The sequence below is a fragment of the Streptomyces sp. NPDC048002 genome (assembly GCF_040653275.1).
Taxonomy (GTDB): domain Bacteria; phylum Actinomycetota; class Actinomycetes; order Streptomycetales; family Streptomycetaceae; genus Streptomyces.
The window spans coordinates 25,195-49,765 of sequence record NZ_JBEZNL010000054.1; the positions used below are offsets into that span (position 1 = coordinate 25,195).

Consider the following 24,571-nt stretch of genomic DNA (forward strand, 5'->3'; position numbering starts at 1 on the left):
CGAGTGCACTGCGCGGCCAGAGCGTGCGGGTTCCGGGCCCGCCCCGGCACGGGCAAGCCACTGCACGCCCAGTGCAAAGGCCAGAGGGCGGTCCCCGGTACCGGGCTCGGTGGGCAGCCGAGGGCACTCACGGCGGACGGGCTCCAGATGGCGTGCCCCGGGTAAGCACCCGAGGCACGGTCGGCCCCACGTCCGGTGGACGCACCCGAATCGGAGCCCTCCGCGCGGGGGTTGGGGGACGCCAGGGAGCGGGCCGGAGGTGGACAAGGGGCAGACCCCGGGCCTCAGGGCCGGTGTGCAGGCCCCGCGGTCCACAGGGCCGGGGTACCAGCCCGCCCGCGGTGTCGGTGCGGCTCGTGGGGCCAACGGCCGAGCCCCCGGTCCGGTGGCCGGGGGCTCGTTCGTGGGCGGGCGCGGACCTGGCGTAGGCCGGGCGTAGGCCGGGCGTAGGCCGGGCGTAGGCCGGGCGTAGGCCGGGCGTGGGCCGGGCGTGGGCCGGGGCCGGGAAGGTCAGACCGGCTCGGCCACCGAGGTCTGCGGGGTCCGGGCGTCCGCCTGGGGGCCCGCCCCCTTCAGCGGGACCTCCTTCACGAACACCGCGGCGACCAGCGCGACCACGGCCACCACAGCCCCGAGCAGGAACGCCGAGTGCGTGCCGGCGGAGACGGCGTGCTGGTACGCCTCGCGCGCGGCCTCCGGCAGCTTCGCCAGGCTCGCCGCGTCCAGTTGCGCGGACTGCTCGGTCACCTTGGACCCGATCGCCCCGGCCCGCTCGGCCATGACGTCCTGGACCCGGTGGTTGAACAGCGCGCCCATGATCGCGACGCCGAAGGAGGAACCGAGAGTGCGGAAGAGGGTGGTGGAGGAGGAGGCGACGCCCATGTCCTTCATCTCCACGCTGTTCTGCGCGACCAGCATGGTGATCTGCATCAGACAGCCCATGCCGAACCCGACGACGGCCATGAAGACGCCCGAGGTGAAGCGGGAGGTGCCGGTGTCCATCGTGGACAGCAGGTACAGCCCGATCACCATCAGGACGCTGCCGAGCACCGGGAAGACGTAGTAGCGGCCGGAGTTGGTGGTCACCCGGCCCGCCACCATCGACGTGACCAGCATCGCGCCGAGCATGGGCAGGAGCAGCAGTCCGGAGTTGGTCGCGGAGGCACCCTGCACGGACTGCTGGTACAGCGGCAGGAAGAGCGTGGCGCCGAACATCACGAAGCCGGTGATGAACCCGATGACGGACATCAGCGTGAAGTTGCGACTGCGGAAGATGTGCAGCGGCAGCACCGGCTCGGCGGCCTTGGTCTGCCAGAACACGAACCCGACGAGCGAGGCGACCCCGATGCCGATCAGCTCCATGATCCGCGCGGAGGTCCAGGCGTACTCCGTGCCGCCCCAGGTGGTGACCAGCACGATCGCGGTGATGCCGACGGTCAGCAGGGCCGCGCCCAGGTAGTCGATCCGCGCCTGCGAGCGCTTCCTCGGCAGGTGCAGCACCGCGCTGATGGCGAGCAGGGCGACGACGCCGAGCGGCAGGTTGATGTAGAAGGCCCAGCGCCAGCCCCAGTGGTCGGTGATGGTGCCGCCGACCAGCGGCCCGCCGATCATGGCGAGCGCCATCACGCCGGCCATCATGCCCTGGTACTTGCCGCGCTCACGGGGCGGAATGAGGTCGCCGATGATCGCCATCACACCGACCATGAGTCCGCCGGCGCCGAGGCCCTGCACCGCGCGGAAGGCGATGAGCTGGCCCATGTCCTGGGCCATGCCGCTGAGCGCGGAGCCGATCAGGAAGAGCACGATCGAGCTCATGAAGACGCCCTTGCGCCCGTACATGTCGCCGAGCTTGCCCCACAGCGGGGTGGAGGCGGCGGTGGCGAGGGTGTACGAGGTGACGACCCACGAGAGGTGTTCGAGGCCGCCCAGCTCACCCACGATCGTCGGCATCGCCGTACCGATGATCATGTTGTCGAGCATCGCCAGCATCATCGTGATCATGAGCGCGAGCAGGACCACCCGCACGCTTCTGGGCTGTTTCTCCTCTGCCGCGTCCGCGGCCCGCGTCTCCGCCATGACTCCCACTTCCCCCAGCTACTTACTTGCCGCCCGGCTAGTTGTCTACACTTCAGGAAGGTAGAGGTGTAACTAGCCGGGCGTCAAGTAAGTTTTTGGAAAGCGCGAGGTGCACGAAGATGGGCGGCATGGGCGACATGGACGGCACCAAGCAGCGGCGCCGCGGCAACACCCGGCAGCGCATCCAGGACGTGGCGCTCGAACTCTTCGCCGAGCAGGGCTATGAGAAGACCTCGCTGCGGGAGATCGCCGAGCGTCTGGACGTCACCAAGGCGGCGCTCTACTACCACTTCAAGACCAAGGAAGAGATCATCGTCAGCCTCTTCGAGGATCTGACGACACCGATCGAGGACCTGATCGAGTGGGGCCGCCGGCAGCCGCACACCCTGGAGACCAAGCAGGAGATCGTACGGCGCTACGCCAAGGCGCTGGCCGAGGCCGAGCCCCTGTTCCGCTTCATGCAGGAGAACCAGGCGACCGTACGGGACCTCAGCATCGGCGAACTGTTCAAGAACCGCATGATGGGCATGCGGGAGATCGTCATCGACCCCGACGCCGACCTGGTCGACCAAGTCCGCTGCGTCAGCGCCCTGTTCACCATGCACGCCGGCATGTTCGTGCTGCGCGAACTCGAAGGCGACCCCGAGGACAAGCGCGCGGCTGTCCTGGAGGTCGCCATCGATCTGATCTCCCAGGCGCACGGTGGCGCCACGAGGTCTCGGAGCTCTTAGAGCGACAGGCCCTTGGCGCGGAGGAAGGAGACCGGGTCGACGGCCGAGCCGTAGTTGGCGGTCTTGCGGATCTCGAAGTGCAGGTGCGGGCCGCTGGAGTTGCCGGTGTTGCCGGACAGGGCGATGCGCTGACCGGTCTTGACGACCTGGCCGGCCTTCACCTGGATCTTCGACAGGTGGGCGTACTGGGAGTACGTGCCGTTGCCGTGCTTGATGACGATGGCGTTGCCGTAGGCGGGGCCGTCACCGGCACCGTTGCCGCCGGCCTTGACCACGGTGCCGCCGTGGGCGGCGTAGACCTGGGTGCCGGTGGCGACGGCGAAGTCCTGACCGCTGTGGGTGGACTGCCACATGGCGCCGTTCTGGTGGAAGCTCGCGGTCTTGGTGTACTTCTTCACCGGCTTCGTCCAGGAGACGGCCTTGGCCTTCTTGGCCTTGGCGGCGGCGACGGTCTTCGCGGTGACGGCGGTCTGGGCGGCCGGCTCGGCGGCCGTGGCGACTCCGGCGCCCAGCACGACCGTCGCCCCCAGGGCGGCGGTCGCCACTGCGGCGGCACGGGCGCGGGGCAGGGACGTACGGGCGGAACGGACGGAGACGCGCTTGAACATCGAAACCTCGTGGGATCGGGGACAGAAATCCATCCGGCACTCGGGTGGCTGCCGGACGGGGCCATTCCTTGGTACCGCCAACCCCCATCCACCCCCAAAGGTGTGATCTACGACGGAACCTAGTACCTCATTGCATAACCGACCTCACATTGACAGAGGCCTCATTCGGGACGAATCAGCCCATGATGGCCAGCCCGGTCCGGAAATCTGGGCTAAATGTCCGTTTCGCCCTCAGGGGCCTTTCCACTATTCCGCCTAGTACCGGACAAATCGCCTGTGCCGCTTGTCACCGGGGTCCAAGATCCAAGGACGCCGGAATGTGACCGGGGCTACGCTGGCGGACGTCATTTGGCAATGGGGGAGGGCGGGTTGGACCCGGCAGTGCTTGGCGTCAGGCTCGCTTCGAGCCTGGTCGGTCCACTGGTGAAGAAGCTGTTCGTCCGGGAGGGTCCGGGCGCCGCCCTCGTGGACCGCCCGGTCCGCGTCTCCGGCCTCGTCTCCTTCCGCGGCGAGCGACGGACCCTGGACCGCGCCGCCCTGGGCAGACTGGCCTCCGCCCTGGTCGCCGAGGCCCTCAAGGGCGGTGAGCGGCCCGTCCGGGCCGACGAGGAGGAGGCGGTGGCGCTCGCCCTCGCCGACACCCTGTACGCGCTGGGCGACCTGGACATGACCGACGTACAGGCGGTGGAGCTGGGCCACGAGGCGCTGGCCGCGCGCCTGAGCACCACCGGCGGACACCCGGAGCGCGACCTCTCCTACGACGCGGCGCTGCTCCACGCCCGTCTGCTCGCCACGGCCTGTCTGCACATCGTGCACTTCTTCACCCAGCGGTCCTCCTTCGTGGCCCGCACGCTGGTCGAGCAGTCCCGGCGGCAGGGCGAGCTGATCGCCAAGGTCGACCAGTTGATCGCCCGCACCCCGCCCACCGGCGGCACCGACACCGCCTTCGAACGGCGCTACCTGCCGTACGTCGCCACCCGGCACGGCCGGCTCACCATCTACGGCATCGACCTGGCCGAATCGCCCGACCGCTGGCCCCTGGACACCGCCTACCTCAGCCTCCAGGCCCTCGGCCCCGCGGAGGACGACCACGCCGCCGGCCCGGGAGCGCCGCACCTCACCTCCCCCGGCGCGCTCCCCGCCGAGCTGGCCCTGACCGAGCACGACCGGGTCCTGCTGCGCGGGGTCGCCGGGTCCGGCAAGACCACCCTCGTGCAGTGGCTCGCCGTGACCGCGGCCCGCGGGGAGCGAGGCGACCGCGTTCCCTTCGTGCTGCCGCTGCGCACCCTCGTCCGCCGCCCCGGCGGCCTGCCGGCGCCGGACGCCTTCCTGGCCGCCGTCCACGTCCCGTTCCACGCGGGGCAGCCGGACGGCTGGGCGGACCGGGTGCTCGCCACCGGACGGGGACTGCTGCTGGTCGACGGCATCGACGAGATCCCCGAACGCGAACGGGAACGCACCCGCCGCTGGCTGCGCGACCTCCTCGACGTCTACCCCGGCAACCAGTGGCTGGTCACCTCCCGCCCCTCCGCCGTGCGCGAGAACTGGCTCGCCGCCGAGGGCTTCACCGAGCTGGCCCTCACCTCGATGAGCCAGGACGACGTGACCGCGTTCATCGAGCGCTGGCACACCGCGGCCCAGGCCGACGCGCCCGACCCGGACCGCCTGGAGGACTACCGGCGCTCCCTGCTGGACGCGGTGCGCACCAAGCCCGACCTCGGCCGGCTCGCCACCAATCCCCTGATGTGCGGTCTGATCTGCGCCCTGCACCGGGACCGGCGCGGCTACCTCCCGCACGGCCGCAAGGAGCTGTACGACGCCGCCCTGTCGATGCTGCTCGCCCGGCGGGACGAGGAGCGGGACATGTTCCGGCCCGGGGAGCCCGGCGAGGTGTTCCTCACCGAACTGCCGCAGATCCAGCTGTTGCAGCGGCTGGCGTACTGGCTGATCCGCAACGGCCAGTCGGAGCTGGACCGGGAGCGCGCCGAGCGGATCGTCGCCGACGTGCTGCCGTCGCTGCCGGTCGCGGCGGACCAAGGGGACGCCGGGCGGATCCTGCGCCATCTGCTGGTCCGCAGCGGCCTGCTGCGCGAACCGGCCGCCGGGACGGTGGAGTTCGTGCACCGCACCTTCCAGGACTATCTGGGCGCCAGGGCCGCCGTGGAGGACGGCGACTTCGGGCTGCTGGTCCGGGGTGCCGTCGACGAGCAGTGGTCGGACGTGTTCCGGATGGCGGTGGCCCACGCCCGGCCGCGTGAACGGGCCGCGCTGCTGACCGACCTGGGCGCGGCGGCGCAGCGGGCGGAGGGCGCCACCGGAGCCCGGCTGCGGCTGCTGGCCCTGGCCTCGCTGGAGCACGCGAGCGAGCTGGATCCCCGGGTCCGCGCCGAGACCGAGCGGGACGCGGCCGCCCTGATACCGCCCCGGACCACGGAGGAGGCCCGCGCGCTGGCCTCGGTCGGTCCGCTCGCCCTGGAACTCCTGCCCGGCCCGGAGGGGCTGGCCGACGAGGAGGCGCGGGCGGTCGTCGTCACGGCCTCGCTCATCGGCACGGAGGCCGCGCTGGGGGTGCTGGCCCGGTTCCGGGGGCATCCGGCGCTCGACGTACGGGCGCAGCTCTCCTGGAGCTGGTCCCGGTTTCCCACCCGGCGCTACGGCGAGGAGATCATCGGGCATCTGCCGCAGGAGGAGCTCTTCTTCAGCGCCCGCTCGGGGGAACAGCTGCGCTTCCTGCGCGGGCTCGGCGGACGGCGCTCGGTCCAGCTCACCGGCCGGATCCCGGCGGACGAGATCGGTGCCGGGCTCGGCCCCGGGTCGACGGCCGAGCTGGTCGTCCGCGACAACGACGAACTGCGCGACCTGAGCTGCCTGTCGGGCCAGCACCGCCTGGTGTACCTGGACGTCAACCGGTGCTCCCGGCTGGAGAGCCTGGCCGCGCTGGCGCCGCTTCCGCTGGTCCGGCTCTCCCTGGACCTGGTGCCGGGCGGGCTCGACCTGTCCGTGCTGTCCGGCTCCCCGACCCTGGAACAGCTCGACCTCGGGATGCCGCTGGGCGGCGGGTCCCTGGAGGAGGCGCTGCCCCGGGATCTGACCCTGCGCTATCTGCGGTTCACCAAGGACGCCCTGGCGCGGACCGGTCTGCGCGGCCTGCACCGCTTCCGTTCGCTGCGGCAGCTGAGCCTCTCCCGACTGACCACCGCGCTCTCCCCCGGCGACCACGAGGAGGTCGCCCGACTCCCCGAGCTGGAGCATCTGCACATCGACTGGCGGCACAACGGGGGCTGGCAGGGCCCGCCGCTGCCCGGGATCACGCATCTGCGCCTGAACAACTTCCGGGGCACCGAGGACCTCTCCGCCGTCCCGGCCCTGTTCCCGGCGCTGCGCTCGGTCACCGTCGTACACGCCCCGGACGTCACGGAGATACCCGCGGCCGCGCTCGCGCACCTCCCGCGGAACCGGTCCTTCGAGAGGATCCGTCGCGTGGTGTGATGCACGCCTCTAGCGCCCTACCGTCCAGTAACCCTACGGTTCCCCTCGCGCCACCCAGTCCGACGAGCATGCACACGACACGCAGCCGTACGCGAAGGGACCCCCACACACATGACCACCCGACGCCCCTGGGCGCTCCGCACCGCGGCCACCGCCGCCACCGCCGCCGCCCTGCTGGCGCTCGCCGCCCCGGCCGAGGCCGCGCCGAGCACCGCCACCACGACCGCCGTCACCGCCGCGGCGGCGGACGTCGACTACGCGACGTGGCAGCGGGACTGCCAGGCCGTCATGGACCAGGCGCTGCCGTATCTGAAGCAGCGGATCGCGGACACCGGGCCGGGCGAGAAGCAGGCGATCGTGCTCGACATCGACAACACGGCCCTGGAGACGGACTTCGGCTTCAGCTACCCCTCGCCCGCCAACAAGCCGGTCCTGGACGTCGCCCGGTACGCCCAGGAGCACGGGGTCGCCCTGTTCTTCGTGACCGCCCGCCCGGGGATCATCTACTCGTTCACCGACTACAACCTCAAGCACCGCGGCTACAAGGTGGCCGGCCTCCACGTCCGCGGCTTCCTCGACCTGTTCAAGAACGTCGCCGACTACAAGACGGCCCAGCGTGTGGCCATCGAGAACAAGGGCTACACGATCATCGCGAACATCGGGAACAGCGCGACGGACCTGTCCGGCGGCCATGCGGAGAAGACGTACAAGCTGCCCGACTACGACGGCCAGCTCTCCTAGTCCCCCGCGGACACGCGTGAGGGGCCGGTGCTCAGTGAGCACCGGCCCCTCGACGCTGTGAGGCTTACGCCTCCTTGCTCAGGTTCGGCCCGGCACCGCCGGCCGCCTGCTCGATCGGCGGGACGTCGGGCAGCGCCGACTTCTCCTCACCGCGGAAGGTGAAGGTCTGGGACTCGCCCTCGCCCTCGGTGTCCACGACCACGATGTGACCGGGGCGCAGCTCGCCGAAGAGGATCTTCTCCGAGAGCGTGTCCTCGATCTCGCGCTGGATGGTGCGACGCAGCGGACGCGCACCCAGCACCGGGTCGTAACCCTTCTTGGAGAGCAGCTCCTTCGCGGACTGGGAGAGCTCGATGCCCATGTCCCGGTCCTTGAGGCGCTCGTCCACCTTGCCGATCATCAGGTCGACGATCGCGAGGATGTCGTCCTGGGTCAGCTGCGGGAAGACGACCACGTCGTCGACGCGGTTGAGGAACTCGGGCCGGAAGTGCTGCTTGAGCTCGTCCGAGACCTTGTTCTTCATGCGCTCGTAGTTGGTCTTCTTGTCGCCCGAGGCCGCGAAGCCCAGGTTGAAGCCCTTGGAGATGTCCCGGGTGCCGAGGTTGGTCGTCATGATGATGACCGTGTTCTTGAAGTCCACGACCCGGCCCTGGGAGTCGGTCAGGCGACCGTCCTCCAGGATCTGCAGCAGCGAGTTGAAGATGTCCGGGTGCGCCTTCTCGACCTCGTCGAAGAGGACCACGGAGAACGGCTTGCGGCGGACCTTCTCGGTCAGCTGGCCGCCCTCCTCGTAGCCCACGTAGCCGGGGGGCGAACCGAAGAGACGCGAGACCGTGTGCTTCTCGCTGAACTCCGACATGTCGAGGGAGATCAGCGCGTCCTCGTCACCGAAGAGGAACTCGGCGAGCGCCTTGGACAGCTCGGTCTTACCGACACCGGACGGGCCGGCGAAGATGAACGAGCCACCGGGACGCTTGGGGTCCTTCAGACCGGCACGCGTACGGCGGATCGCCTTCGACAGCGCCTTGACGGCGTCGACCTGGCCGATGACCCGCTTGTGGAGCTCGTCCTCCATGCGCAGCAGACGCGAGGACTCCTCCTCGGTCAGCTTGAAGACCGGGATGCCGGTGGCGGTCGCGAGGACCTCGGCGATCAGCTCGCCGTCGACCTCGGCGACGACGTCCATGTCGCCGGCCTTCCACTCCTTCTCGCGCTTGGCCTTCGCGGCGAGGAGCTGCTTCTCCTTGTCGCGCAGGGACGCGGCCTTCTCGAAGTCCTGCGAGTCGATCGCGGACTCCTTGTCCCGGCGGACACCGGCGATCTTCTCGTCGAACTCGCGCAGGTCCGGCGGCGCGGTCATCCGGCGGATGCGCATCCGGGAACCGGCCTCGTCGATCAGGTCGATCGCCTTGTCCGGCAGGAAGCGGTCCGAGATGTACCGGTCGGCCAGGGTGGCGGCCTGGACCAGCGCCTCGTCCGTGATGGAGACGCGGTGGTGGGCCTCGTACCGGTCACGGAGACCCTTGAGGATCTCGATCGTGTGCGGCAGGGACGGCTCGGCGACCTGGATGGGCTGGAAGCGGCGCTCAAGGGCCGCGTCCTTCTCCAGGTGCTTGCGGTACTCGTCCAGGGTGGTGGCGCCGATGGTCTGCAGCTCACCCCGGGCCAGCATCGGCTTCAGGATGGAGGCGGCGTCGATGGCGCCCTCGGCGGCACCCGCACCGACCAGCGTGTGCAGCTCGTCGATGAACAGGATGATGTCGCCGCGGGTGCGGATCTCCTTGAGCACCTTCTTCAGGCGCTCCTCGAAGTCACCGCGGTAGCGGGAGCCGGCGACCAGCGCACCGAGGTCCAGGGTGTAGAGGTGCTTGTCCTTGAGGGTCTCGGGCACCTCGCCCTTGACGATGGCCTGGGCGAGGCCCTCGACGACGGCGGTCTTGCCGACGCCGGGCTCACCGATCAGGACCGGGTTGTTCTTGGTGCGGCGGGACAGCACCTGCATGACCCGCTCGATCTCCTTCTCGCGCCCGATGACCGGGTCGAGCTTGGACTCACGAGCGGCCTGGGTGAGGTTCCGGCCGAACTGGTCGAGGACCAGGGACGTCGAGGGGGTCCCCTCGGCAGGCCCGCCGGCGGTGGCGGTCTCCTTGCCCTGGTAGCCGGAGAGCAGCTGGATGACCTGCTGCCGCACCCGGTTGAGATCGGCGCCCAGCTTGACCAGGACCTGGGCGGCGACGCCCTCGCCCTCACGGATCAGGCCGAGCAGGATGTGCTCCGTGCCGATGTAGTTGTGGCCCAGCTGAAGGGCCTCGCGGAGCGACAGCTCCAGGACCTTCTTGGCACGGGGGGTGAAGGGGATGTGCCCGGACGGGGCCTGCTGGCCCTGGCCGATGATCTCCTCCACCTGCTGGCGGACCGCCTCGAGCGAAATCCCGAGGCTCTCAAGGGCCTTGGCGGCGACACCCTCACCCTCGTGGATCAGGCCCAGGAGGATGTGCTCGGTGCCGATGTAGTTGTGGTTGAGCATCCGGGCTTCTTCCTGAGCCAGGACGACAACCCGCCGCGCGCGGTCGGTGAACCTCTCGAACATCGTTAATCGCTCCTCAGAGCGGTCAGGCAGTGGGGGGAACTTCCCCTCCCTGTCCTTCCGCAGCTTAGTCCCGCAAGCGGGGACCGCTCATTCCAACTGCCGACACCGTCGATGGCCTCCTGACCCCGAACGCCGACATCTGCTCCAACCCGATGGTGCGAGACGATGTTCCCGCAGGCCAGGCAGTTACCCGCTTCGCCAGTACGCCGATGGCGAACGTGAGACGCCGTGCCCTGCGTGTCGCCCCCTCCCACTAGGGATGTCTTACCCGCAGCCACTGACAGTCCATGCCGCGCGCACCCCTTCCCTCCGCTACGGGCGAACAACCTCAAGCCCCGCCGCGCCCCCCGCACGCCCCTTCGGCGGGCACGCTGGGCATCCGCACGGGCACCCAGCGTAACTCCGGCGCTCTTCGGACGGTTGCACTTGGCATGGTCGACAGCCTTCCTCACATCACCACGGTCCCGCTCCCCCGTCGGCCGCTCAATTCGAGCGATCAGGTCCGCCGGTGGTACGAGAACGAACTGGGCTGGGCGACGGTGCCCGGAAGCCCTCCGGCACTGCGGCTGGGGCTGCGCTTCGACGTCCTGGAGGTGCCGGCCGAGGCGGGCCGGGCGGGCCTGCGCCATCTGGCGCCCGGCTCCCCGGTCGCCCTCGCGGGGGACCGGATGCGGCTGCTGGTGGCCGCGGGCAGCGCGGAGGAGCTGCCGGGACTGCTGGCCTGGCTGGAGTGGGGCACGCTGGCGCTCGACCTGACGGTGACCGGTGAGGGCGGCTTCATGGACGCGCCCGACCCTCCGGGGGCGGCGAGGACCGACGGGCGGCCGCTTCCCCCGGGCCGCCCGGGCACGCCGCAGGGGGCCGCCGTCTGGCTGCGGCCCCCCGAGCCGGGGTGCGAGGTCGAGGCCTCGCTGCCGACGCTGTCGGCGGTGGGGGGCGGTGGGGGCGCCCCCGGTCTCGCACGACTCGTGGACACGGTGGCCACGCAGTGCCACCGGCTGCGGCTGCGCCGCTCGTGCGTTCAGCCGTTGGCCTTCTCGTAGGCCTCACGAATGGACGCGGGAACACGGCCGCGGTCGTTGACCTCGTAACCGTTCTCCTTGGCCCAGGCGCGGATCTGAGCGGTGTCCTGGCTGCCGCCGGAAGCGGCACGCGCCTTTCCGCGTCCGCCCGAGGCACGGCCCCCGGTGCGACGACCACCCTTCACGTAAGGATCGAGAAGGCCGCGCAGCTTGTCGGCATTGGCGGTCGTGAGATCGATCTCGTACGTCTTGCCGTCCAGCGCGAACGTCACGGTCTCGTCCGCCTCGCCGCCGTCGAGGTCGTCGACAAGAAGGACCTGAACCTTCTGTGCCACCGGATTTCCTTTCATCGATAACGTGAGGGCTGGGGTCTGCGGCGTCCGCCGTTTCACCGTCCCCTTGTTATATGCAGTACTGCAGTACGTCGGAAAGCAAACCGCTTTTGCTGGAAAAACACAAACCCCTGGGAGAGACCCACAGCCCGCCTCAGGACCGGAAACATGCGCGTTTCGGACATAGGGCACCGGGCCCCGGGTTCGGGTCTCCGGTTCACTTACCGGGCGATCACAGATGCAGAAGCATCCGACTGTTGCCCAAGGTGTTCGGTTTCACTCGTTCGAGACCGAGGAACTCCGCGACGCCCTCGTCATAGGAACGCATCAGCTCGGCGTACACATCGGTGTCGACCGGTGTCTCACCGATCTCGACGAACCCGTGCTTGGCGAAGAAGTCCACTTCGAAGGTCAGGCAGAATACCCGCCGAACACCCAGCCAACGCGCGGTCTCCAGCAACTTCCCCAGCAACTGGTGACCGACTCCCGCGCCCTTCAGTCCGGGCTTCACGGCGAGAGTGCGCACTTCGGCGAGGTCTTCCCACATCACGTGCAGGGCACCGCAGCCGACGACCTCCGCGTTGTCGTCGCGTTCCGCGACCCAGAACTCCTGGATGTCCTCGTAAAGCGTCACCGTGGCTTTGTCGAGCAGGATGGCGCCGCGGACGTAGGCGTCAAGCAGTCGGCGCACCGCCGGGACATCGCTGGTGCGGGCCCGGCGGACGGTGATGGCTTTCGCGGTGACTTCGGGGCCCTCTGCCGGTGAGCTCTGTGCGGACATGTGCGGACGCTATCGCCCGCCGGCCTCCGGCGCCGAGCCGGGGTTCTCACCGGCCGTATCCGGGGCGCTATCCGCACGCTCGGCTTGGCGAGGTTGTTCCGGTGCTTGTTGCGGCGCTTGTTCCGGTGCTTGCCGCGGCGCTTGTTCCGCCGGCTGTTCCGGTCCCTGGACGATCCGCACCGCGTCGGTGAGGGCTTGTCGCTGTTCGGCGCTCATCATGCCGAAGAAGGCGACGAGGGCGGCGGCGGGGTTGTCGCTCTGCGACCACGCGTCGTTCATCAGCGCCGCGGAGTAGGCGGCACGGGTGGAGACCGCCTCATATCGATAGGCCCGGCCTTCCGCCTCACGGCGCACCCAGCCCTTCTGGTGGAGATTGTCCAAAACGGTCATCACCGTGGTGTAGGCGATGGACCGCTCCTGCTGCAGATCTTCGAGGACTTCTCGAACGGTCACCGGGCGGTTCCACTTCCACACCCGCGTCATGACCGCGTCTTCGAGTTCTCCCAATGGGCGAGGCACAGCTCAGCACAATAGTGGGAGATGCCGGGATTGGCGTGCCGGACGTGCGCTTTCAACATCAAACAGGAACAAAAAGGGCGTACGACTCGCGAAATGGGAGTCGTACGCCGTTGCCGGGCGGCCGGGTCAGCCGTCGCCGCGCGCGGGGACCTGCCGGACCCCCTCGGCCCGGGCGAGGGCGGCGTCGACGACGGCGTCCTCCTTGGCCTTGTTGGCCCCGCCCTGGGTCTTCACGATCACCCTGATCACCCCGACGAAGAACACGGCCATGACGACGGGGGGCAGCAGCGCGGAGACGTAGTCCATGGCCTCAGGGTAGCGATGCGGACGGGCGGGGCGAGGGGGCGGGGCGGGTTCAGCCGGCCGCCAGGTGCCGGGAGGTCCGCTCCGGCGGCGGGGCCGGCTTGCGGCGGGGGAATACCTCGCCCGGTGTGGGGACGGGGCGGCGGGCGGGCTCCGGCGCCGCGGGCTGCGGGGTGCCGGGCTTCTCCGCGGGGCGGGCGGCGGGCTTCTTCGCGGGCCTCGCCGCCGGGTCCTGCTCCGCGTCGGCCGAGGGTCCGGCCCCGAGGCCCCCGGGGAGGGCCAGTAGGCGGGTACGGGAGGCGGGGACGGTCGGGGCGGCCGTGACGGCCCGCCGCGCCGTTCCGCGTGCGAGACGGGCCCGTACGTCCTGTTCCGCGAGGACCTGGCAGCGGCTCAGCAGGGCGGCGGCGACCGGGTTGCCGCGCAGGGCGCGCAGGGCCGCCAGGTCGTCCGGTTCGGGCCGGTAGGCGGCTCCCAGCGCCTCCTCCAGGAGGGCGAGGTAACCGGCGGCCGTGCCGGGCAGGGCGGCGCGGTAGCGGGCGAGGTCGGCCACGAGGAAGGCGCGCAGCCGGGCGCCCTCGCGCATCGCCTCGTCCAGCGACTCGGCGAGGCGGAGGCAGTCCTGGACGTCCTCGGCCGGGGCGGGGTCGGGGTTCAGGGCGAGAGCGAGGGCGCGGCGGAGCACACGCAGCTCCTCCACGCCGAACGCCATGCCGCCGCGGGATCCGTATGGCGTGGGCATGAGCCGACGATACGCGCTAATCAGACAAACTCGACATTCGGTACGGGCGTGGCGCGGACAAGCCACCCGGTTGCGCGCCGTACCGGCAGGTCAGCCATACGAAAGGGGAGGGGCGGTCCTCCCGCCCCTCCCCCGCGTGCCGTTCACATGCGCGAGACGTTCCGCTCGTACACGAGTCGCAGTCCGATCAGCGTCAGCCAGGGCTCGTGCTCGTCGATGACCGAGGACTCGCCCAGCACCATCGGCGCCAGCCCGCCGGTCGCGATCACCGTCACGTCCTCGGGGTCGTCAGCCATCTCCCGCGCCATCCGGCTCACCACGCCGTCCACCTGGCCTGCGAAGCCGTACACGATCCCGGCCTGCATCGCCTCGACGGTGTTCTTGCCGATGACGCTGCGCGGCCGGGCCACCTCGATCTTGCGCAGCTGGGCGCCCTTGACGCCGAGCGCCTCCACCGAGATCTCGATACCGGGCGCGATGACCCCGCCGACGTACTCCCCGCGCGCGGAGACCGCGTCGAAGGTCGTCGCGGTGCCGAAGTCGACGACGATCGCCGGACCGCCGTACAGCTCGACCGCCGCGACCGCGTTGATGATGCGGTCCGCGCCGACCTCCTTGGGGTTGTCGGTGAGGATCGGCACGCCGGTCTTCACGCCGGGCTCGACGAGCACCGCCGGCACGTCGCCGTAGTACCGCCGCGTCACCTCGCGCAGCTCATGCAGTACGGACGGCACGGTGGCGCAGATCGCGATCCCGTCGATCCCGTCACCCAGCTCCTCGCCGAGGAGGGGGTGCATGCCCATCAGGCCCTGGAGCAGGACCGCCAGCTCGTCCGCGGTGCGGCGCGCGTCCGTGGAGATGCGCCAGTGCTCCACGATCTCCTCGCCGTCGAACAGGCCGAGGACGGTGTGGGTGTTGCCTACGTCGATCGTCAGCAGCATGGCCGGATCCCGCTCCTACTCCGCCGCTCGCAGGTCCAGCCCGATGTCCAGGATCGGCGAGGAGTGCGTCAGCGCCCCGACGGCCAGGTAGTCGACGCCCGTGTCCGCGTACGCCTTCGCGTTCTCCAGGGTCAGCCGGCCGGACGCCTCCAGGGCGGCCCGCCCGGCCACGATCGCCACCGCCTCCGCGCACTCGCCGGGCGTGAAGTTGTCCAGCAGGATCAGGTCGGCGCCGGCGTCCACGACCTCCCGCAGCTGGTGCAGGGTGTCCACCTCGACCTCGATCGGCACCTCGGGGAAGGTCTCCCGCACGGCCTTGAACGCCTGTGCGACCCCGCCGGCGGCGACCACGTGGTTGTCCTTGACCAGGGCCGCGTCCGACAGCGACATCCGGTGGTTCACGCCCCCGCCGCAGCGGACCGCGAACTTCTCCAGCGCCCTCAGACCCGGCGTCGTCTTGCGGGTGTCCCGCACGCGTGCCTTCGTGCCGTCCAGCACGTCCGCCCACGCGCGCGTGGCGGTCGCGATGCCCGACAGCCGGCACAGCAGGTTCAGCGCGCTGCGCTCCGCGGTCAGCAGGTCACGGGTGCGCGTGGTCACCGACAGCAGCTTCTGGCCGGCCTCGACGAGGTCGCCGTCCTCGACGTGCCGCTCGACCTCGAACTCGTCGGTGCAGACCACCGAGATCACCGCCTCGGCGACCCGCAGCCCGGCCACCACGCCCGCCTCGCGCGCGGTGAAGTCGGCGGTGGCCACCGCCTCCTCGGGGATGGTCGCCACGGTCGTCACGTCCACGCCGTGCGCGAGGTCCTCCTGGATGGCGACGTTCGCGATGTCCTCGACCTCCAGGGGGTCGAGGCCCGCGTCGGCCAGGAGCTGGGCGAGCGCGGGGTCGAGCCCGCACTCCAGGTAGGTCTCGTCGGTGTCCGCCCCGCAGGCGCAGCCGTCGCCGCAGCCGTCTTCCTGGACGAGGGGGAGGTCGGGGGTACTCACGTCTGTCACTGCTCCTGGGGCTGCCGGGTCGGGGGGAAGTCTGCGGTATCGGTGGGGTGCACGGCGAGTGTGCGGTCCGGATTCAGCCGTACGACGATGTGGCGGCGCCAGTCGGTGTCGTCGCGGCCGGGCCGGTCCTCGCGCCAGTGGCAGCCGCGCGTCTCCTCGCGCAGCAGGGCGGCGGCGACCAGGACGCGGGCCACGCACAGCAGGTTGGTGGCCTCCCAGGTGTCGACTCCGGGCTCGGCGGTCTTGCCGTTCTCGTCGAGCGCCTCGCGGGCGTCCGCGTGCAGCCGCTGGAGCTGTTCGGCGGCCCGGGTGAGGGAGGCGGCGGAGCGCAGGACGCCCGCGCCGTCCGTCATGATCCGCTGGATCGCGAAGCGGTCCTCGGGGGCGAGCAGCGGGTGCGCGGGCACCCGCGGGTAGGGAACCGGCTGCGGCACGCGCGTGTGCGGGCCGTCCTGCGCGCGGACCGCCACGATGTCGGCGGCGATGCGCTCGGCGTAGACCAGGCCCTCCAGCAGGGAGTTCGAGGCGAGCCGGTTCGCGCCGTGCACGCCGGTGCAGGCGACCTCGCCGCACGCGTACAGACCGGGCACGGTGGTCCGGCCGCGGGAGTCGGTGCGCACACCGCCGGAGGCGTAGTGGGCCGCCGGGGCGATCGGGATGGGCTCGTGGACGGGGTCGATGCCGTTGGCGCGGCAGGCGGCGAGGATGGTCGGGAAGCGGTGCTCCCACATCGCGGCGCCGAAGTGCCGGGCGTCGAGGAACATGTGCTCGGCGTCCTGCTCCTGCATCCGGCGCATGATGCCCTTGGCCACGATGTCCCGGGGCGCCAGCTCGGCCAGTTCGTGCTGACCGACCATGAAGCGCACCCCGTCGCCGTCGACCAGGTGGGCGCCCTCACCGCGCACCGCCTCCGAGACGAGCGGCTGCTGGCCCTCGGCGTCGGCGCCGAGGAAGAGCACGGTGGGGTGGAACTGCACGAACTCCAGGTCGGAGACCTCCGCGCCCGCGCGCAGGGCGAGCGCGACACCGTCGCCGGTGGAGACCGAGGGGTTGGTGGTCGCGGAGAAGACCTGGCCCATCCCGCCGGTGGCGAGGACGACCGCGGGGGCGTGCACGGCGCCCACGCCGTCGTGCTGGCCCTCGCCCATGACGTGCAGGGTCACGCCCGCGGTACGGCCGTCGGCGTCCGTGAGGAGGTCCAGGACGAGCGCGTTCTCGATGGTCCGCACCCCCCGCGCCCGAGCCGCCTCCACGAGCGCGCGGGAGATCTCCGCGCCGGTGGCGTCACCGCCCGCGTGCGCGATCCGGCGCCGGTGGTGGCCGCCCTCCCGGGTGAGTTCCAGGCCGCCCTCCTCCGACTCGTCGAAGTGGGCGCCCGTCTCGATGAGCCGGTGCACCGCGTCCGGGCCCTCGGTGACCAGGATCCGCACCGCGTCCTCGTCGCACAGTCCGGCGCCGGCGACCAGCGTGTCCGCGAGGTGCTGCTCCGGGGTGTCGCCCTCGCCGAGCGCGGCGGCGATACCGCCCTGGGCCCAGCGGGTGGAGCCGTCGTCGAGGCGGGCCTTGGTGACGACGACCGTCGTCAGACCGGCGGCCTCGCAGCGCAGGGCCGCGGTCAGACCGGCGACGCCGGAACCGACGACGACGACGTCCGCGTCGATGGACCACCCGGGGGCGGGGGCGTGCAGTGCTATGCCTGTGCTGGTCACGAGGCGGCTCCGAAGGTTCCGAAGGTGAGGGGGACGTTGTCGATCAGCCGGGTCGTGCCGACCTTGGCGGCGACCGCGAGGACGGCCTCACCGGTGAAGTCGTCGCCGATCTCGGTGAAGTCCGAGGGGTCGACGAGGGCCAGGTAGTCCAGGGCGAGCGGCGGGGTGAGCCGGGCGGCCTCGTCCAGCACCAGGCGGGCGGCGGCGCGGACGGCGGCCGGGCCGCCCGGGGCCGACTTGGCCACGGCGTGCGCGTCCGCGGCGGCCCGGGACTCCCCGAGGGCGCTGAGCGCCTCGGCACGCGCACGCGTGGCGGGGACCTCGCGGGCCCGCGCCCGCAGGGCCTCCTGGGCGGCGTGCCGGTCCTGGCCCGCGAAGAGCGCCCGGGACAGCGCGAGCGCGGTGCGCCGGTCGGCGGGCGAGAGGTAGCGGTTGCGGCTGGACAGGGCGAGGCCGTCGTCCTCACGGACGGTCGGCACACCCACGATCTCGATGCCGAAGTTCAGGTCGCGGACCATCCGGCGGATCAGGGCGAGCTGCTGCGCGTCCTTCTGGCCGTAGAGCGCCACGTCGGGGCGGGTGAGGTGGAGCAGCTTGGCGACGACGGTGAGCATGCCGTCGAAGTGGCCGGGGCGCGCGCCGCCCTCCAGACGCTCCCCCATCGGACCCGCGCTGATCCGCACCTGGGGATCGCCGCCCGGGTAGACCTCGTCCGCCGAGGGGGCGAACACCACGTCCGCGCCGGCCTCCTCGGCGATCTTGACGTCGGCCTCCAGGGTGCGCGGGTAGCGGTCGAGGTCCTCGCCCGCGCCGAACTGGAGCGGGTTGACGAAGACCGTCACCACGACCTCGCCGTCCGGTCCGGCGATCCCGCGCGCGGAGCGCACCAGGGTGGCGTGACCCTCGTGCAGGGCGCCCATGGTCATCACGACGGCACGGCGGCCGGTGCGCGCGCGTGCGGACAGGTCGGCGGCGGTGTGCAGCAGGGTGATGGTCATCCCGCGTCTCCCTCGGTGCTGTCGGCGAGCACGCCCAGCAGGTCTTCGGCGAGTTCCGGCTTCAGCAGTCCGTGGGCGAGCGCGCGGTCGGCGGTCGCACGGGCCATCGCCAGATAGCCGGCGACGGTCTGCGGGGCGTGCCGGCGCAGCTCGGTGATGTGCGCGGCGACCGTGCCGGCGTCGCCGCGCGCGACGGGGCCCGTCAGGGCGGCGTCTCCGGAGCGCAGGGCGTTGTCGAGGGCGGCGCCGAGCAGCGGGCCGAGCATCCGGTCGGGGGCCTCCACCCCGGCCTCGCGCAGCAGCTCCATGGACTGGGCGACCAGGGTCACCAGGTGGTTGGCGCCCAGCGCGAGGGCCGCGTGGTAGAGCGGCCGCATCTCCTCGGCGATCCACTCCGGTTCGCCGCCCATCTCGATGACCAGGGCCTCGGCGGCCAGCCGCAGTTCCTCGGGTGCGGTGACGCCGAAGGAGCAGCCCGCCAGGCGCTGCACGTCCACCGGGGTGCCGGTGAAGGTCATCGCGGGGTGCAGGGCCAGGGGCAGCGCGCCCGCGCGCAGGGCGGGGTCGAGGACCTTGGCGCCGTACCGTCCGGAGGTGTGCACGAGCAGCTGGCCCGGCCGGACGGCGCCGGTCTCGGCGAGGCCCTCGACGAGGCCCGGCAGGGTGTCGTCGGGCACGGTCAGCAGGACCAGGTCGGCGCGGGCCAGGACCTCGGCGGGCGTCACCAGCGGCACGTCGGGGAGGAGTTGCGCGGCGCGGCGCCGGGAGGCGTCGGAGACCCCGGAGACGGCGACCGGGCGGTGCCCGGCGAGCTGGAGGGACGCGGCGAGCGCGGGACCCACCCGGCCGGCGCCGACGACGCCGACGGTGAGCCGCGCGGGGCGGTCCCTCGGATCTGGCTGTTGGCTTGTACTCACTCGACGGCGGCCTTCCCGTTCCAGTCCGCTCCGGGTACCGGACGATTTCTCGTCATGTTAACGCGATCGGTTCGAGGGGTGTTCGGTTGTCCACAGGCTGTGGGTTTCCGCGCACGCCGGGCGCGTGGGCCGGAGCGCGGAAATCCGGGTGCCCGCGGGAGCCGGGGCGCGAAATCATCCGGGCATGAGCGATGCGGCGATGACGGAAGAGCGGGACGCGGGGGCGGCTGAGCGGATGACGGAGGCGGACCGGCGCAAGCGGTTGAGGGAACGGCGCATCAGCGCCTCCAAGGGCGCGGAGCGCGCACTGGGGCGCCTGGCGGTGCAGCGCACGCTCCGGGAGCGGCTGGCGCTGCTGGAACGGGCGGCGGACGTGCACGACCTGGACGAACCCTCCGACGTGTACGGCGACGGCGTGGTGGCGGCCCTGGAGAACAGGGTCGCGGAGCTGCTCGGCAAGGAGGCCGCCGCGTTCTTCCCGACGGGCACGATGGCCCAGCAGGTGGCCCTGCGCTGCTGGGCGGGGCGGACCGGGAACCCGGCCGTCGCCCTGCACGGCCTGTCCCATCCCGAGGTGCATGAACGCGATGCCTTCAGCCAGGTCAGCGGGTTGCGCCCGGTCCGGGTGACGAGCGGGCCCCGGCAGCTGACGGCCGAGGACGTGAACGGCCTCGACGAGCCCTTCGGCACACTGATGCTGGAGCTGCCGCTCCGGGACGCCGGTTTCCTCCTGCCGTCCTGGGAGGAGCTCACGGAGGTGGTCGAGGTGGCACGGGAACGCGAGGCGGTCGTCCACTTCGACGGCGCCCGCCTGTGGGAGTCCACCGTCCACCTCGGCCGTCCCCTGCACGAGATCGCGGACCTCGCGGACACCGTCTACGTCTCGTTCTACAAGTCCCTCGACGGCTACGGCGGCGCCGCCGTGGCCGGCCCGCGCGCGGTCGTCGACGAGATGCGGACCTGGCGGCACCGGTACGGCGGCACCGTCTTCCAGCAGTTCCCGACCGCGCTGTCGGCGCTGCTCGGGCTGGAGCGGGAGCTGCCGAGGCTGCCGGAGTACGTACGGCACGCGCGCGTGGTGGCCGGCGCCCTGCGCGAGGGCTTCGCGGCGGCGGGCGTGCCCTGGACCCGCGTCCACCCCGAGGTGCCGCACACCCACGAGTTCCAGCTCTGGCTCCCGTACGACGCCGACGACGTCGCCGAGGCGGCGGTCCGGCACGCCGAGGAGACGCGGACGCTGCTGTTCGACCGCCCCTGGGACGCGCCGGGGCCGGGGCTCGCGGTCACCGAGATCGAGGTGCGCGAGGCGGGCCTGACGTGGACGGCCGAGGACGTGCGCGCGGCGGTCGCGGGGTTCGCCGAGCGGCTGCGGGAGCAGGTCGCGCACTGAGCGCTCCCGAGGGGATCAGGGGCGGTGCCCCAGGCCCAGGGCGCACCGCAGCCGTCCCACGGGGCGCCCGGCGAGGACGGCGCGGAAGCGGCGGTACTCGCGCCACTCGCGCAGGACCCGCGCGTCGTGGGTGCCGGGCGCGGGTGGGGCGGGCTCGTCGTGGAGCCCCGCGCGGTAGGCGTCGAGGAGGTACTGCTGGGTGATGCTCATGGCTCCGCCCCTTCCGTTCGGGGGCGGGACCCGGAAGGCTCCGCGGCTGCCCCGGTCCTCCCAGCCTGCGCCTGTCCGGCGACGGCGTCGCGCCGATTGACGGCGGACGTCAATCGAGGACGGCGTTGTCAGTGCCCGGGTGCACCATGAGGACATGAGCGTGAGCATCGACATTGCGGGGCTGCGGCCGGAGAGGGTCGCCGTCGTGCCCTCGCCCCTGGCCGAGCTCGGCATGGCGCTGCACGCGCTGTCCGAGCCGGCCCACCATCCGGGCCTCCAGGGCTGGGCGACGGGTGTGACGGCCGGCTTCGACCCGCATCTGGCCGACCGGATGTGCGAGGCCGACTTCCTGTGGCGCACGACCTTCTCGGACCTGTTCCTGCCCTGCGCCGGCATCCCCGGCGGGCCGGGCCTCCCGGGCGCCACGCTCGCCGAGGAACTGGACCTGCTGGACAAGCTGACGGACGAACAGTTCGTCGACGCGGCACTGGAGTTCACCTGCGCGCTGCCGTACGCCACCCCGGGCCCCGCCGTGCTCGGCAACGCCGAACTGGGGCGCCGTGCCCTGGAGCTGGCCGCCGCGCGCGGGCCGCAGCAACTGCGCTTCAGCAAGCGGCTGCTCGACGATCCGCCGCGGATCAGGGCCTGGCTGCGGCAGTTCCTGGAGGACTGCGACGAGGCGTTCTTCGCCGATGTCTGGCACCGGCTGCGGCACCAGCTCGCCGCCGACGCCCGGCACCGGACCGACCTGCTGCGGCACAAGGGGCTCGGCGAGGCGCTGACCTCCGTCTCCGCGGCGGTGACGCTCGACGAGACGGGCGGCCGGATCACCATCGACAAGCTGCGCCAGGGTCACACGGTCATCCGCGACCGCAGCCTGCTGATGGTGCCCACGAGCCTGGGCTGGCCGCATCTGATGGTGCTGCACCGGCACGGCTGGCAGCCCGTCGTGCACTACCCGGTCGGCTCCCCCGAACTCTCCTCGCCGCCCTCGGTCGAGCAGCTCGTGCTGCGGATGACCGCGCTGTCCCACCCGGTGCGGATGCAGCTGTGCCGGAACCTGGCCCGCAGCACGTACACCACCAGCGAGCTGGTGGCGATCCACGGCATGACCGCGCCCGAGATATCCCGGCACCTCGGGGTGCTGAAGAAGGCGGGCCTGATCACCACCCGCAGGCGCGGCCGCTATGTGCTGCACCAGCTGGACGTGACCGCCGTGGCCCGGCTCGGCAGCGACTTCCTGGAGGCCCTGCTGCGGTGAGCGCGGACTCCCGCCGGGCTCAGGACTGGCCGCCGGCCCGGACCAGTCCCGTCTCGTAGGCGAGGACGACGACCTGCACCCGGTCCCGCAGGCCGAGCTTGGTCAGGATGCGGCCCACGTGCGTCTTGACGGTCGCCTCGGACAGGACCAGCCGGGCCGCGATCTCGCCGTTGGACAGCCCCTGCGCGACCAGCACCATGACCTCGCGCTCACGGTCGGTGAGCCGGTCCAGCTCCTTGTGCTGCGGCTCCCGGCCGGTGCTCGGCAGCATCGGCGCGAACCGGTCGAGCAGCCTGCGCGTGGTCGAGGGGGCGACCACGGCGTCTCCGCTGTGCACGGCGCGGATGGCGGCGAGCAGTTCGCCCGGCGGCACGTCCTTGAGCATGAATCCGGAGGCGCCCGCCTTCAGCCCCGAGAAGGCGTACTCGTCGAGGTCGAAGGTGGTCAGGATCAGCACCTTCGGCGGATCGGTGTCCGAGCAGATCCGGCGGGTGGTCTCCACCCCGTCCAGCTTCGGCATGCGGACGTCCATCAGCACGACGTCGACGGCGGTCTCGCGCAGCACCTGAAGGGCCTCGACACCGTCGCCCGCCTCCGCGACGACCTCCATGTCCGGCTGGGCGGCGAGCACCATCCGGAACCCGGTGCGCAGCAGCACCTGGTCGTCGACGAGCATTACGCGGATGGTCATCAAGGTCCTCTTCCGTCTCCGTCTGCGGGGTCTGCTGGCTCTGCGGGGTACTGCGGGGTCCAGGGGTGTCGCGGGGGCGTGACAGGTGTCAACGCGGTTCGTGCGTGGGCTCAGTGCGCCGGTTTGAGGGGCAGCAGGGCGCTGATCCGGAATCCTCCGCCCGGGCGGGGGCCCGCGTCCAGGGTGCCGCCGACCATGCCGACCCGCTCCCGCATGCCGATCAGGCCGTGGCCCCGGCCGTCGACGCCACCGTCCTCGTACAGCTCGTGCGGAGCGCCCTTGCCGTCGTCCTCGACGAGCAGACCGAGCCCGTCGTCGAAGTAGACCAGGCGGACGCTCGCACCCGCGTTGGGGCCGCCGTGCTTGCGGGTGTTGGTGAGCGCCTCCTGCACGATGCGGTACGCGGTCAGCTCGACCCCGCTGGGCAGCGGACGCGGGGTGCCCTCGACCTTGAAGTCGACGGGCAGTCCGGAGGTGCGGCACTGCTGGACCAGGTCGTCGATCTGCTCCACGTCCGGCTGCGGGACGTACTCCCCGCTCTCCTGGTGCTCCCCGGTGCGCAGCACGCCCAGCAGGCGGCGCATCTCGGCGAGCGCCTGGCGGCCGGTGGAGGAGATCGTCTCCAGGGCCTGCTTCGCCTGGTCGGGCGCCGCGTCGAGGACGTAGGCGGCGCCGTCGGCCTGCACCACCATCACCGACACGTTGTGCGCCACCACGTCGTGCAGCTCGCGTGCGATCCGGGCGCGCTCGGCGGCGACCGCGACCTTCGCCTGCGCCTCGCGCTCCTTCTCCAGCCGGCTCGCGCGCTCCTCCAGCTCGGCGAAGTACGCGCGCCGGGTGCGTATCGAGTCGCCGAGCACCCAGGCGAGCGCGAACGGCACCGTGGTGAAGATCATGATCGCGACCGTGCCCAGGGCGCTGGACTCGTTCTCCGGCCAGCGCAGTTGGGCGAGCGGCGCCGCGCACAGGCCGACGCCCAGCGCCAGCCTGGACGCCCAGCGGGCCCCGGTCGCAGCCACCGTGTAGGTGATGACCAGCAGGGCGAAGTCGGCGGCCATCGTCTCGACGTCCAGCGCCAGCTGGGCCACGCCGATCCCGATGGCCAGCAGCAGCATCCGCTCCGGCACGCGCCGGCGCAGCGCGATCACCAGGGACAGCAGCAGCGCGACGAGAACGGCCGCGACCGGGTTGCCGGCGCGTCCCTCCACCTCCTGCTGCACGACCCCGGACACCACAGTGATCCCGAACAGGAAGACGGCCCAGAAGCCGTCGACCCATGTCGGGTGCCTGCGGAGAAAGTCATAGAGGCGCTGCACGTAACCCAGCGTAGGGAAGCGTGGCGTGTGCAGGGGTCAACCGGAGGGCCGATCCGGAGCGGGCGGGCGTACTCCCCAAGGTGGAGGACCCGTTCCCCTGTGCGCTTAGAGCTCCGAACAAAAGTGGGGTCCGATCAGCGGGCGGTGTCCGGTGCGTGCGATCGCAAGGCGCCGAAAGGCCCTGGTAGCGGAGCTACCAGGG

General features: G+C 71.6%; 22 protein-coding genes. 6 read left to right on the forward strand and 16 right to left on the reverse strand.

Features of this window, described 5'->3' with window-relative positions; translation table 11 throughout:
- Window positions 1-510 precede the first annotated feature (510 nt).
- Entirely contained in the window at window positions 511-2,076 is a 1,566-nt protein-coding gene (locus AB0E07_RS36820; protein ID WP_362261897.1) for an MDR family MFS transporter, read from the reverse strand.
- A gap of 137 nt (window positions 2,077-2,213) precedes the next feature.
- Here AB0E07_RS36820 and AB0E07_RS36825 point away from each other — a divergent pair, with 137 nt between their 5' ends.
- The gene (locus AB0E07_RS36825; RefSeq protein ID WP_362261948.1) at window positions 2,214-2,807 is read left to right on the forward strand and encodes a helix-turn-helix domain-containing protein; all 594 of its coding nucleotides are present in this window, start codon (window positions 2,214-2,216) and stop codon (window positions 2,805-2,807) included.
- Here the strand turns inward: AB0E07_RS36825 and AB0E07_RS36830 are convergent.
- Window positions 2,804-3,415, reverse strand: a complete 612-nt coding sequence (locus tag AB0E07_RS36830) for a M23 family metallopeptidase (protein ID WP_362261899.1) — start codon at window positions 3,413-3,415, stop codon at window positions 2,804-2,806. The two genes, AB0E07_RS36825 and AB0E07_RS36830, sit on opposite strands and share 4 nt — an antisense overlap.
- Before the next feature lie 423 nt (window positions 3,416-3,838).
- On the opposite strand from AB0E07_RS36830, the gene AB0E07_RS36835 reads away from it, so the two are divergent.
- Both AB0E07_RS36835 and AB0E07_RS36840 read left to right on the forward strand, forming a co-directional pair.
- Complete coding sequence (locus tag AB0E07_RS36835; protein ID WP_362261903.1) at window positions 3,839-6,904, forward strand: NACHT domain-containing protein; 3,066 nt, start codon at window positions 3,839-3,841, stop codon at window positions 6,902-6,904.
- A 111-nt stretch (window positions 6,905-7,015) separates the two neighbouring features.
- Window positions 7,016-7,645, forward strand: coding sequence for an HAD family acid phosphatase (locus AB0E07_RS36840; protein WP_362261906.1), 630 nt, complete (start codon window positions 7,016-7,018; stop codon window positions 7,643-7,645).
- A 64-nt stretch (window positions 7,646-7,709) separates the two neighbouring features.
- Here AB0E07_RS36840 and AB0E07_RS36845 read toward each other — a convergent pair whose 3' ends face one another.
- A complete protein-coding gene (locus AB0E07_RS36845) occupies window positions 7,710-10,235 on the reverse strand; it encodes an ATP-dependent Clp protease ATP-binding subunit (protein ID WP_351926052.1) in 2,526 nt (841 codons plus the stop codon).
- Window positions 10,236-10,666: 431 nt separating this feature from the next.
- On the opposite strand from AB0E07_RS36845, the gene AB0E07_RS36850 reads away from it, so the two are divergent.
- Window positions 10,667-11,278, forward strand: a complete 612-nt coding sequence (locus AB0E07_RS36850) for an SCO3374 family protein (protein WP_362261909.1) — start codon at window positions 10,667-10,669, stop codon at window positions 11,276-11,278.
- On the opposite strand, the gene AB0E07_RS36855 is transcribed toward AB0E07_RS36850, so the two are convergent.
- The 10 genes from AB0E07_RS36855 to AB0E07_RS36900 form a co-directional block, all read right to left on the reverse strand.
- Window positions 11,257-11,592 (reverse strand): Lsr2 family protein, encoded by a 336-nt coding sequence (locus AB0E07_RS36855; protein WP_149512141.1) that lies wholly within the window; start codon window positions 11,590-11,592, stop codon window positions 11,257-11,259. The genes AB0E07_RS36850 and AB0E07_RS36855 overlap by 22 nt on opposite strands.
- Before the next feature lie 229 nt (window positions 11,593-11,821).
- Window positions 11,822-12,370: an amino-acid N-acetyltransferase gene (locus AB0E07_RS36860; protein WP_362261912.1), complete on the reverse strand. Its 549-nt coding sequence runs from the start codon at window positions 12,368-12,370 to the stop codon at window positions 11,822-11,824.
- 9 nt (window positions 12,371-12,379) lie between these two features.
- Window positions 12,380-12,889, reverse strand: coding sequence for a BlaI/MecI/CopY family transcriptional regulator (locus tag AB0E07_RS36865; protein ID WP_362261915.1), 510 nt, complete (start codon window positions 12,887-12,889; stop codon window positions 12,380-12,382).
- A 126-nt stretch (window positions 12,890-13,015) separates the two neighbouring features.
- Window positions 13,016-13,195 (reverse strand): hypothetical protein, encoded by a 180-nt coding sequence (locus tag AB0E07_RS36870; RefSeq protein ID WP_362261918.1) that lies wholly within the window; start codon window positions 13,193-13,195, stop codon window positions 13,016-13,018.
- Between the two features lie 49 nt (window positions 13,196-13,244).
- On the reverse strand, window positions 13,245-13,904 hold the full coding sequence (locus AB0E07_RS36875; RefSeq protein WP_362261952.1) for a hypothetical protein: 660 nt from the start codon (window positions 13,902-13,904) through the stop codon (window positions 13,245-13,247).
- A gap of 173 nt (window positions 13,905-14,077) precedes the next feature.
- Window positions 14,078-14,875 (reverse strand): type III pantothenate kinase, encoded by a 798-nt coding sequence (locus AB0E07_RS36880; RefSeq protein ID WP_362261920.1) that lies wholly within the window; start codon window positions 14,873-14,875, stop codon window positions 14,078-14,080.
- A 15-nt stretch (window positions 14,876-14,890) separates the two neighbouring features.
- A complete protein-coding gene (gene nadC, locus AB0E07_RS36885; protein WP_362261923.1) occupies window positions 14,891-15,868 on the reverse strand; it encodes a carboxylating nicotinate-nucleotide diphosphorylase in 978 nt (325 codons plus the stop codon).
- Between the two features lie 5 nt (window positions 15,869-15,873).
- The gene (locus tag AB0E07_RS36890; protein ID WP_362261926.1) at window positions 15,874-17,586 is read right to left on the reverse strand and encodes an L-aspartate oxidase; all 1,713 of its coding nucleotides are present in this window, start codon (window positions 17,584-17,586) and stop codon (window positions 15,874-15,876) included.
- Entirely contained in the window at window positions 17,583-18,584 is a 1,002-nt protein-coding gene (gene panC, locus AB0E07_RS36895; RefSeq protein ID WP_362261929.1) for a pantoate--beta-alanine ligase, read from the reverse strand. The genes AB0E07_RS36890 and panC overlap by 4 nt, the downstream gene beginning before the upstream one ends.
- Window positions 18,581-19,501: a DUF2520 domain-containing protein gene (locus AB0E07_RS36900; RefSeq protein WP_362261932.1), complete on the reverse strand. Its 921-nt coding sequence runs from the start codon at window positions 19,499-19,501 to the stop codon at window positions 18,581-18,583. The genes panC and AB0E07_RS36900 overlap by 4 nt, the downstream gene beginning before the upstream one ends.
- Window positions 19,502-19,685: 184 nt before the next feature.
- Here AB0E07_RS36900 and AB0E07_RS36905 point away from each other — a divergent pair, with 184 nt between their 5' ends.
- Complete coding sequence (locus AB0E07_RS36905) at window positions 19,686-20,891, forward strand: aminotransferase class I/II-fold pyridoxal phosphate-dependent enzyme (protein WP_362261934.1); 1,206 nt, start codon at window positions 19,686-19,688, stop codon at window positions 20,889-20,891.
- Window positions 20,892-20,906: 15 nt separating this feature from the next.
- Here the strand turns inward: AB0E07_RS36905 and AB0E07_RS36910 are convergent, their stop codons facing one another.
- A complete protein-coding gene (locus AB0E07_RS36910; protein WP_362261937.1) occupies window positions 20,907-21,101 on the reverse strand; it encodes a hypothetical protein in 195 nt (64 codons plus the stop codon).
- A gap of 154 nt (window positions 21,102-21,255) precedes the next feature.
- Here AB0E07_RS36910 and AB0E07_RS36915 point away from each other — a divergent pair, with 154 nt between their 5' ends.
- Entirely contained in the window at window positions 21,256-22,362 is a 1,107-nt protein-coding gene (locus AB0E07_RS36915) for a DUF5937 family protein (protein ID WP_362261940.1), read from the forward strand.
- 19 nt (window positions 22,363-22,381) lie between these two features.
- Here the strand turns inward: AB0E07_RS36915 and AB0E07_RS36920 are convergent, their stop codons facing one another.
- Window positions 22,382-23,053 carry a response regulator transcription factor gene (locus tag AB0E07_RS36920; RefSeq protein ID WP_362261943.1) on the reverse strand — a complete coding sequence of 224 codons (672 nt, stop codon included), beginning with the start codon at window positions 23,051-23,053 and terminating at the stop codon, window positions 22,382-22,384.
- A 110-nt stretch (window positions 23,054-23,163) separates the two neighbouring features.
- Window positions 23,164-24,369 (reverse strand): sensor histidine kinase, encoded by a 1,206-nt coding sequence (locus AB0E07_RS36925; protein ID WP_362261946.1) that lies wholly within the window; start codon window positions 24,367-24,369, stop codon window positions 23,164-23,166.
- Window positions 24,370-24,571 lie beyond the last annotated feature (202 nt).

Excerpts from the sequence above, each read along its gene's own strand:
- AB0E07_RS36840 (WP_362261906.1), top strand. The coding sequence starts at position 7,016 with ATGACCACCCGACGCCCCTGGGCGCTCCGCACCGCGGCCACCGCCGCC.
- panC (WP_362261929.1), bottom strand. The coding sequence starts at position 18,584 with ATGACCATCACCCTGCTGCACACCGCCGCCGACCTGTCCGCACGCGCG.
- AB0E07_RS36920 (WP_362261943.1), bottom strand. The coding sequence starts at position 23,053 with ATGACCATCCGCGTAATGCTCGTCGACGACCAGGTGCTGCTGCGCACC.
- AB0E07_RS36875 (WP_362261952.1), bottom strand. The coding sequence starts at position 13,904 with ATGGCGTTCGGCGTGGAGGAGCTGCGTGTGCTCCGCCGCGCCCTCGCT.
- AB0E07_RS36880 (WP_362261920.1), bottom strand. The coding sequence starts at position 14,875 with ATGCTGCTGACGATCGACGTAGGCAACACCCACACCGTCCTCGGCCTG.
- AB0E07_RS36820 (WP_362261897.1), bottom strand. The coding sequence starts at position 2,076 with ATGGCGGAGACGCGGGCCGCGGACGCGGCAGAGGAGAAACAGCCCAGA.
- AB0E07_RS36825 (WP_362261948.1), top strand. The coding sequence starts at position 2,214 with ATGGACGGCACCAAGCAGCGGCGCCGCGGCAACACCCGGCAGCGCATC.
- AB0E07_RS36845 (WP_351926052.1), bottom strand. The coding sequence starts at position 10,235 with ATGTTCGAGAGGTTCACCGACCGCGCGCGGCGGGTTGTCGTCCTGGCT.
- AB0E07_RS36860 (WP_362261912.1), bottom strand. The coding sequence starts at position 12,370 with ATGTCCGCACAGAGCTCACCGGCAGAGGGCCCCGAAGTCACCGCGAAA.
- AB0E07_RS36870 (WP_362261918.1), bottom strand. The coding sequence starts at position 13,195 with ATGGACTACGTCTCCGCGCTGCTGCCCCCCGTCGTCATGGCCGTGTTC.
- AB0E07_RS36915 (WP_362261940.1), top strand. The coding sequence starts at position 21,256 with ATGAGCGTGAGCATCGACATTGCGGGGCTGCGGCCGGAGAGGGTCGCC.
- AB0E07_RS36830 (WP_362261899.1), bottom strand. The coding sequence starts at position 3,415 with ATGTTCAAGCGCGTCTCCGTCCGTTCCGCCCGTACGTCCCTGCCCCGC.
- AB0E07_RS36910 (WP_362261937.1), bottom strand. The coding sequence starts at position 21,101 with ATGAGCATCACCCAGCAGTACCTCCTCGACGCCTACCGCGCGGGGCTC.
- AB0E07_RS36850 (WP_362261909.1), top strand. The coding sequence starts at position 10,667 with ATGGTCGACAGCCTTCCTCACATCACCACGGTCCCGCTCCCCCGTCGG.
- AB0E07_RS36905 (WP_362261934.1), top strand. The coding sequence starts at position 19,686 with ATGAGCGATGCGGCGATGACGGAAGAGCGGGACGCGGGGGCGGCTGAG.